Below are 6,967 nucleotides of genomic sequence, written 5' to 3'. Positions count from 1 at the left end.
CCGCGCGGCGGTCCGGGGTATCGCTACCCCGCCTCTCCGTCTTTCGCCACCTCGTCGAGAAGCCATTCGCGAAAGGCGACGATCCGTGCGTCGTCCTTCATGACTTCGGGGTAAACCAGGAAATAGGCGAATTCCGGCGCGACCTTGATGCCGAGTTCGAAGGGCCGGATCAGCCGCCCCTGCGAAAGATCGTTGGCCACCATCGCGAAGTCGGCCAGCGCCACGGCATGGCCATCGAGCGCGGCCTGCGTGGCGTCGGTCGCCGATCCGAAAACGAGGGTGCGGCTGTCGTCGAAGTCGTCGACGCCGGCCGCCTGCATCCACATGCGCCAGTTCGGCCATGTCACGCCCTGCCGCGACCATTCGATATGCGCCAGCGTATGGTGGAAGAGGTCGCGCGGCTCCTTCAGCGGCGGGCCTGACGCGAGCAGCGCCGGGCTGCACACCGGGATGATGATGTTCTCGAACAGCCGGTGCGCGCAAAGCCCCGGATATTTGCCGCTGCCGAAGCGGATGCCGATATCGACATCGTCCCGTTCGAAGTCCCTGACTTCATAGGTGATATCGAAGCGCAGCTCGATGCCCGGCTTCTGCCGGCGGAAACTGTCGACGCGGCGCATCAGCCACTTTGTCGCGAACTGCGCGTCGAGCGTCACCTTCAGCAGCGAGGTGCCCCGCGTCATCTTGCGCGCCCGCGACACCGCCCGATTGAGCAGGTCGAGCGCGTCGATCGAAGCCTCATGAAGAACGTTGCCCGCCTCCGTCAGCCGGATGGTGCGGCTGGTGCGCGTGAACAGCACCAGGTCGAGCTGTTCCTCGATTTCCTTGATCTGATGGCTGACCGCAGCCGGCGTCAGGCCAAGCTCATCGGCGGCGCGGGTGAAATTGAGACGCCTGGCCGCGGCCTCGAAGGTCCTCAACGCGCGCGTCCCGGGCAGCAGGCGGGCCATCCGATCTCCAAATAAAACTTGACGATCGAACAAGAACTACTCGTTTCCCGTTTATTTTTCAATCCGGCATGATTGCAACATCGAAACACTATCAAACCGGATTTGATGTCCGGAGAACACGGATAAAGCCATGACCGAGATCGCTCTCAAGTCCCACACCGCCCTGAAATCCCGCTCCAGCGTCGCCCTTTGGCTGCACTCCGCACTCGATTGGCTGCGCCAGGCGCGGGTCGCCGCTCGGCTTCCCAACGAGTCCATCGAGGATCTCTCCGACGATCTGCTGCGTGATATCGGTGCCGAGCGCCGGGACGTGGCAAGAGCCGTGGACCGTGAGCTCGGCCGGATCGGATTGCTGGACACGGGCTGGCAGAAGCCGCGGCGATAGGGAATAGGCAGTAGGCAATAGGAAAAGAGACACCTACTGCCTACTGCCTACTGCCTCACCACCTTCACCACCGTCCGCTCCGACAGCAGCGGCAGCAGCCTCGCCATGGTGCGCGCCGTAACCGCCACGCAGCCTTGCGTCGGCGTGAAGCCGGGACGCGCCAGATGGAAGAAGATCGCGCTGCCGCGCCCGCGCCGGCGCGGCGCGATGTTCCAGTCGAGCACCAGGCACACATCGTAGAGGCGATCGCCGCGCCGCATCCGCTCGTGGCTTGCGCCATAAGGGATCTTCACCGGCCGGTTGTAGTTGCGGTCGTCGGGCACCTCGCACCAGCCGAGATCCGGGCCGATCGGCGCCATGGAAAGCCTCGTCCTGCGCCCGCCGGGAAACTGGTCGTTGCGAAAATAGCCCGACAATATCCGCATCGCGGCCAGCGGCGTGGCGCCATCGCCCTCGCGCTTGCCGGCGGAAATGCCGCCGCGCCCAAGCGCGCAGGGAAACACCGCTTTGCCGGCTTGCAGCAACCCTTGCGCAGGGTTGCCCGGCCTCGCGCGCACAACCAGGACACGCAGGCCTTTCGGCAAAAATGCGTCCGCCTCATTGCGCGCGCGTTTTTTCTTGTATGATTGTCTCACGGAACAAATCACTGTGATCGGCTGTTGCGCCGGTGAGCTTCCGCATAAATGGGGGGAGGTCAACTGAATATTCTTTTTAAAACAACGGATTGATCCATGACATCACGCACCATTCTGATCGTTGACGACGACGACGACCTGCGAGCCACGCTCGTCGAGCAATTGGCGCTTTACGAAGAATTTGACGTTCAGCAGGAATCCACCGCCGCAAAAGGCGTGGCCGCGGCGCGCGGCGGCCTTGTCGATCTGCTCATCATGGATGTCGGCCTGCCCGACATGGACGGCCGCGAGGCGGTGAAGATCCTGCGCAAGGGCGGCTACAAGGCGCCGATCATCATGCTGACCGGGCACGACACCGATTCCGACACGATCCTGGGTCTCGAGGCCGGCGCCAACGACTATGTCACCAAGCCCTTCCGCTTTGCCGTGCTCTTGGCGCGCATCCGCGCGCAGCTGCGCCAGCACGAGCAGAGCGAGGACGCCACCTTCTCGGTCGGCCCCTACACGTTCAAGCCCAGCCAGAAGCTGTTGATCGATCCGCGCGGCGCCAAGGTGCGGCTGACCGAAAAGGAGGCCTCGATCATCAAATATCTCTACCGCGCCGACCAGAAAGTGGTGACCCGCGACGTTCTCCTGGAAGAGGTGTGGGGCTACAATTCCGGCGTCACCACGCACACGCTGGAGACCCATGTCTACCGGCTGCGTCAGAAGATCGAGCGCGATCCTTCCAATGCCGAAATTCTTGTGACAGAAAGCGGCGGCTACAAGCTGGTTCCTTAAACATTTCATGATCTAGAGCAATTCCAGGAAAAGTGTGAGACGGTTTTCCGTCCGGAATTGCGTCAAAGCAAAGAGAGCGGTCGGGCGGGACCGCTTCGGGTACGATCCTGGTGCTGGAGGGTGATGGATCGGCTCGCTGCGTGATTGGAAGTGTTGGGGCGTTCGCTGCGTCCGGAAGGACGCGACGCTCCAAAGGAGGGACTGGACTGACCGCTCGGGGACACAGCTAGGATGGCGCTGGATGACGACATCCGCATCCTGTCCGGCGTGAAGCTTTTTCAGGGCTTCACACAGGAACAATTGCGCCTGCTCGCCTTCGGCGCGGAAAACACCTTCCTGCAGGCCGACCACAAGCTCTACCGCGAGGATGACGAGGCCGACTCGGCCTATATCGTGGTCAGCGGCTTGATCGCGCTCTATCGCGAGCAGGGCGGCAAGCGCATCCCGATCGGCACGGCCGGCCCAGGCGCCATGCTGAGCGAGCTCGCCCTGATCGCCGACACCAACCGGCTGACCAGCGCCTCGGCGGCGGCCGATTCGGAAGTCATCCGGCTCAGCCGCAAGATGTTCCACCGCATCCTGGAGGAGTATCCGGAACTGGCGGCGCTGCTGCACGAGCGCATCCTAGAGGAATTCCAACAGATGATCGCCCGCATCGAGGCGCTGGCGCCGAGATTTACGGAGTAAGACGACGCGCAGAGAGGCCGCCGCCCTGCGCTAATCCAGATCGAACTTCGCAATAACCGGCACATGGTCCGACGGCTTCTCCCAGCCGCGCGCCGCCTGGAGTATCTCGTAGCCGGAGAAACTCGGCACCAGATTGGCCGAAGACCAGACGTGGTCGAGCCGGCGGCCGCGGTTCGATGCCTCCCAATCCTTGGCGCGATAGCTCCACCAAGTATAGAGCTTCTGCTCGGCGGGCACGTTGAGCCGCATCAGGTCGACCCAGCCGCCGGCCTGACGCATCGCCTCGAAGTTCTCCGTCTCGACCGGCGTGTGGCTGACGACGTTGAGCAGTTGCTTGTGCGACCAGACGTCATGCTCCTGCGGCGCGATGTTGAGGTCGCCGACCAGGATCGACGCGGACACTTCGTCCTGGCTCGCCGGCACGCCGTTCATCTCATGGACGAAATCGAGCTTGTGCCGGAACTTCCGGTTGATCTCCGGATCCGGCTCGTCGCCGCCGGCCGGAACGTAGAAATTATGCAGCAGGATCGACCTGGCGCCGACCTTCACTTTGACCGACAGATGCCGGCTGTCGTCGATCTCGCAGAAGCGGCGCTTCTCGACCAGCTCGATCGGCCGGCGCGCCACGGTCGCGACGCCGTGATAGCCCTTCTGGCCGTGGAAAAGGATGTGCTCGTAGCCCGCCCTGCGAAAGGCCTTTTCGGGAAACAGCTCGTCCGGAACCTTGGTTTCCTGCAGGCAGAGCACGTCCGGCGCATGCTCCTTGAGCAGCCGCTCGACGATCGGCATGCGCAGGCGCACGGAGTTGATGTTCCAGGTGGCGACGGTGAAAGGCATTCAGGCAGGGTCCGGCGAAAGATCGCCGAACTACTGCCAGCCGCGCGCGGCAAAAACAAGCTGGGCAACAATCGCCGGCGTCGGCGCTGCCCCTCATCCGCCTGCCGGCACCTTCTCCCCGTATAGTGACGGGGAGAAGGGATAAGCTCCGGCGCTGGCGTCCCCCTCTCCCCGTTCTTCACGGGGAGAGGGTAAGGGTGAGGGGCTGCGCTGACGCCGGGAAACCTTCACAACAGTTGAATCTACCGCGTCTTGGTATTCAGCTCTCTGTTCGCCGTATAGTCGATGGCGAAGGTGTCGTCAGGGATGGAGACACCTTCCTTGACGTTGAAGATCATCACCGTCGTGTCCTTGCCCTGCGCGTCGGTGATCGTCCATTGACGCAGCTCGTAGCTCTTCGGATCGAACATCATGGTGATCCGGGCGTTGCCGAACACCGACTTGTCGGAAAGCTGAATGGTGGTGAGGTCATCCTCTTCCTTGACGGCCTTCACGCGCCCGCCCGAAAGATCGATCCTGTCGTCGAGCAGCAGCTTCAAAGGCGTCTTCGACAGCGGATAGAGGTCGGAGGTGTTGAGCTTCTTGTTGAGGATGACCACCGACTTGCCGTCGGAGATCACCCGGAAATTCGACGATCCGTCATAGTTGAAGCGGATCTTGCCGGGGCGTTCGAGGAAGAACTTGCCGCCGGTCTGCTCGCCCTTCGGTCCGAACTGCACGAACTCGCCGCTCATCGATTTGACCGAGGAGAAGTGGTCGGCGATCTTTTGCGCCGCCGGCGGCACGGCCGCCTGCGCATGGGCCAGAAGCTGGAAGCCCGGCACGACGTTGATGGCGGCCGCGCCCGCGAGCACAAGGCCAAGGCCGAGCACCTGCCGGCGGGTCGGAGCGAAATCTATCTGGGTCTTCATGCCGGTCACTTCCTGTGATTCGTGTCGTCGCAGTCTCTGGACCCCCAGTTGGGCCTAAGTTTGGCGGGTCGCGACGGCTCCGTCGCATGAACGCGCCGGAAGGTTCAAAGTTGCCGGCAAGCCGCGCTAGAACTTATCCTCGTCAGTCGGCACCAGGATCTCGCGTTTGCCGGCATGGTTGGCCGGGCCGACAATGCCTTCTTTCTCCATCTTCTCGATGATCGAGGCGGCGCGATTGTAGCCGATGCCGAGCCGGCGCTGGATGTAGCTGGTCGAGGCCTTGCCGTCGCGCAGCACCACCGCCACCGCCTGGTCATAGGGATCGTCGGAATCCTCGAAATTGCCGCCACCACCGCCGCCCCTGCCCGAGGCGCCGTCCTCATCGTCTTCCTCATCGTCCTCGGTGATGGCGTCGAGATATTCGGGCACGCCCTGCAGCTTGAGATGTCCGACGATCCGCTCGACCTCGTCGTCCGAGACGAAGGGGCCGTGGACGCGCTGGATGCGGCCGCCGCCGGCCATGTAGAGCATGTCGCCCATGCCGAGCAGTTGCTCCGCGCCCTGCTCGCCCAGGATCGTGCGGCTGTCGATCTTCGACGTCACCTGGAAGGAGATGCGGGTCGGGAAATTGGCCTTGATGGTGCCGGTGATGACGTCGACCGAGGGACGTTGCGTCGCCATTATGACATGGATGCCGGCGGCGCGCGCCATCTGCGCCAGGCGCTGCACCGCGCCTTCGATATCCTTGCCGGCCACCATCATCAGGTCGGCCATCTCGTCGATGATGACGACGATATAAGGCATCGGCTCGAGATCGAGATCCTCCGTCTCGTAGATCGCCTCGCCGGTCTGGCGGTCGAAGCCGGTCTGCACCGTCCGCGAGATTTTTTCGCCCTTCTTCTCGGCCTGTTGGACGCGCGCGTTGAAGCCGTCGATGTTGCGCACGCCGACCTTGGACATCTTGCGGTAGCGGTCCTCCATCTCGCGCACGGTCCACTTCAGCGCCACCACCGCCTTCTTCGGATCGGTGACCACCGGCGTCAGAAGGTGCGGGATGCCGTCATAGACCGAGAGTTCGAGCATCTTCGGGTCGATCATGATCAGCCGGCATTCCTGCGGCGTCAGCCGGTAGAGCAGCGACAGGATCATGGTGTTGATGGCGACCGACTTGCCCGAGCCGGTGGTGCCGGCGACCAGCACGTGCGGCATCTTGGCGATGTCGACGATGACCGCCTCGCCATTGATCGTCTTGCCGAGCGCCAGCGCCAGCTTGGCCTTCGTCGTCTCGAAGTCGCGGCTTGCCATGATTTCCCGCAGATACACCGTCTCGCGCTTGGCGTTCGGCAATTCGATGCCGATCGCGTTGCGGCCGGGCACGACGGCGACGCGGCAGGCGATCGCGCTCATCGAGCGGGCGATGTCGTCGGAGAGACCGATGACGCGCGAGGATTTGATGCCGGGCGCGGGCTCGAGCTCGTAGAGCGTGACGACCGGGCCGGGGCGGACATGGATGATCTCGCCCTTGACGCCGAAATCCTCGAGCACGCCTTCGAGCAGGCGCGCATTCTGCTCGAGCGCGTCCTTCGACAGGCTCGGGTCGCGCGCGACATTCTTCGGCTCGGACAGGAAATGCAGCGACGGCATCTCGAATTTATCCGAGCCGATCAATGACGTCTGCGCTTCGCGCTGGACGCGCGCACCCGGAGCCGGGCGGGGCGCCGGCGCCTGTACGCGGGTCGCCGCGTCCGAGCGGAAGTTGCGCACGTTGGCGCGGCGCTGCAC

At 63.5% G+C, this 6,967-nt stretch carries 8 protein-coding genes; 3 read left to right on the top strand and 5 right to left on the bottom strand.

Annotated elements, in window-relative coordinates; genetic code table 11:
• Window positions 1–23: 23 nt before the first annotated feature.
• Window positions 24–950, bottom strand: a complete 927-nt coding sequence (gene gcvA, locus EOA29_RS20080) for a transcriptional regulator GcvA (protein ID WP_126091231.1) — start codon at window positions 948–950, stop codon at window positions 24–26.
• A gap of 130 nt (window positions 951–1,080) precedes the next feature.
• On the opposite strand from gcvA, the gene EOA29_RS20075 reads away from it, so the two are divergent.
• Window positions 1,081–1,335 carry a hypothetical protein gene (locus EOA29_RS20075; protein ID WP_126091230.1) on the top strand — a complete coding sequence of 85 codons (255 nt, stop codon included), beginning with the start codon at window positions 1,081–1,083 and terminating at the stop codon, window positions 1,333–1,335.
• A gap of 47 nt (window positions 1,336–1,382) precedes the next feature.
• Here EOA29_RS20075 and EOA29_RS20070 read toward each other — a convergent pair whose 3' ends face one another.
• Window positions 1,383–1,919, bottom strand: coding sequence for a L,D-transpeptidase (locus EOA29_RS20070; protein WP_245464844.1), 537 nt, complete (start codon window positions 1,917–1,919; stop codon window positions 1,383–1,385).
• A 147-nt stretch (window positions 1,920–2,066) separates the two neighbouring features.
• On the opposite strand from EOA29_RS20070, the gene EOA29_RS20065 reads away from it, so the two are divergent.
• Window positions 2,067–2,750 carry a response regulator transcription factor gene (locus EOA29_RS20065; RefSeq protein ID WP_040974579.1) on the top strand — a complete coding sequence of 228 codons (684 nt, stop codon included), beginning with the start codon at window positions 2,067–2,069 and terminating at the stop codon, window positions 2,748–2,750.
• A gap of 231 nt (window positions 2,751–2,981) precedes the next feature.
• Window positions 2,982–3,437, top strand: coding sequence for a cyclic nucleotide-binding domain-containing protein (locus EOA29_RS20060; RefSeq protein WP_126091228.1), 456 nt, complete (start codon window positions 2,982–2,984; stop codon window positions 3,435–3,437).
• Window positions 3,438–3,467: 30 nt separating this feature from the next.
• Here the strand turns inward: EOA29_RS20060 and xth are convergent, their stop codons facing one another.
• The 3 genes from xth to EOA29_RS20045 form a co-directional block, all read right to left on the bottom strand.
• Window positions 3,468–4,274 carry an exodeoxyribonuclease III gene (gene xth, locus EOA29_RS20055; protein ID WP_126091227.1) on the bottom strand — a complete coding sequence of 269 codons (807 nt, stop codon included), beginning with the start codon at window positions 4,272–4,274 and terminating at the stop codon, window positions 3,468–3,470.
• A 242-nt stretch (window positions 4,275–4,516) separates the two neighbouring features.
• Complete coding sequence (locus EOA29_RS20050) at window positions 4,517–5,185, bottom strand: outer membrane lipoprotein carrier protein LolA (protein WP_126091226.1); 669 nt, start codon at window positions 5,183–5,185, stop codon at window positions 4,517–4,519.
• Window positions 5,186–5,311: 126 nt separating this feature from the next.
• Window positions 5,312–6,967, bottom strand: a 1,656-nt coding sequence (locus tag EOA29_RS20045; RefSeq protein ID WP_145969718.1) for a DNA translocase FtsK, incomplete at its 5' end; no start/stop codon positions are given.

Source organism: Mesorhizobium sp. M1E.F.Ca.ET.063.01.1.1, assembly GCF_003998155.1.
Classification (GTDB): Bacteria; Pseudomonadota; Alphaproteobacteria; order Rhizobiales; family Rhizobiaceae; genus Mesorhizobium.
This window is presented reverse-complemented; position numbering and strand designations above follow the sequence as displayed.

Coding starts and splice junctions, on each gene's coding strand:
- gcvA (WP_126091231.1), bottom strand. CDS start 950: ATGGCCCGCCTGCTGCCCGGGACGCGCGCGTTGAGGACCTTCGAGGCC.
- EOA29_RS20075 (WP_126091230.1), top strand. CDS start 1,081: ATGACCGAGATCGCTCTCAAGTCCCACACCGCCCTGAAATCCCGCTCC.
- EOA29_RS20065 (WP_040974579.1), top strand. CDS start 2,067: ATGACATCACGCACCATTCTGATCGTTGACGACGACGACGACCTGCGA.
- EOA29_RS20060 (WP_126091228.1), top strand. CDS start 2,982: ATGGCGCTGGATGACGACATCCGCATCCTGTCCGGCGTGAAGCTTTTT.
- xth (WP_126091227.1), bottom strand. CDS start 4,274: ATGCCTTTCACCGTCGCCACCTGGAACATCAACTCCGTGCGCCTGCGC.
- EOA29_RS20050 (WP_126091226.1), bottom strand. CDS start 5,185: ATGAAGACCCAGATAGATTTCGCTCCGACCCGCCGGCAGGTGCTCGGC.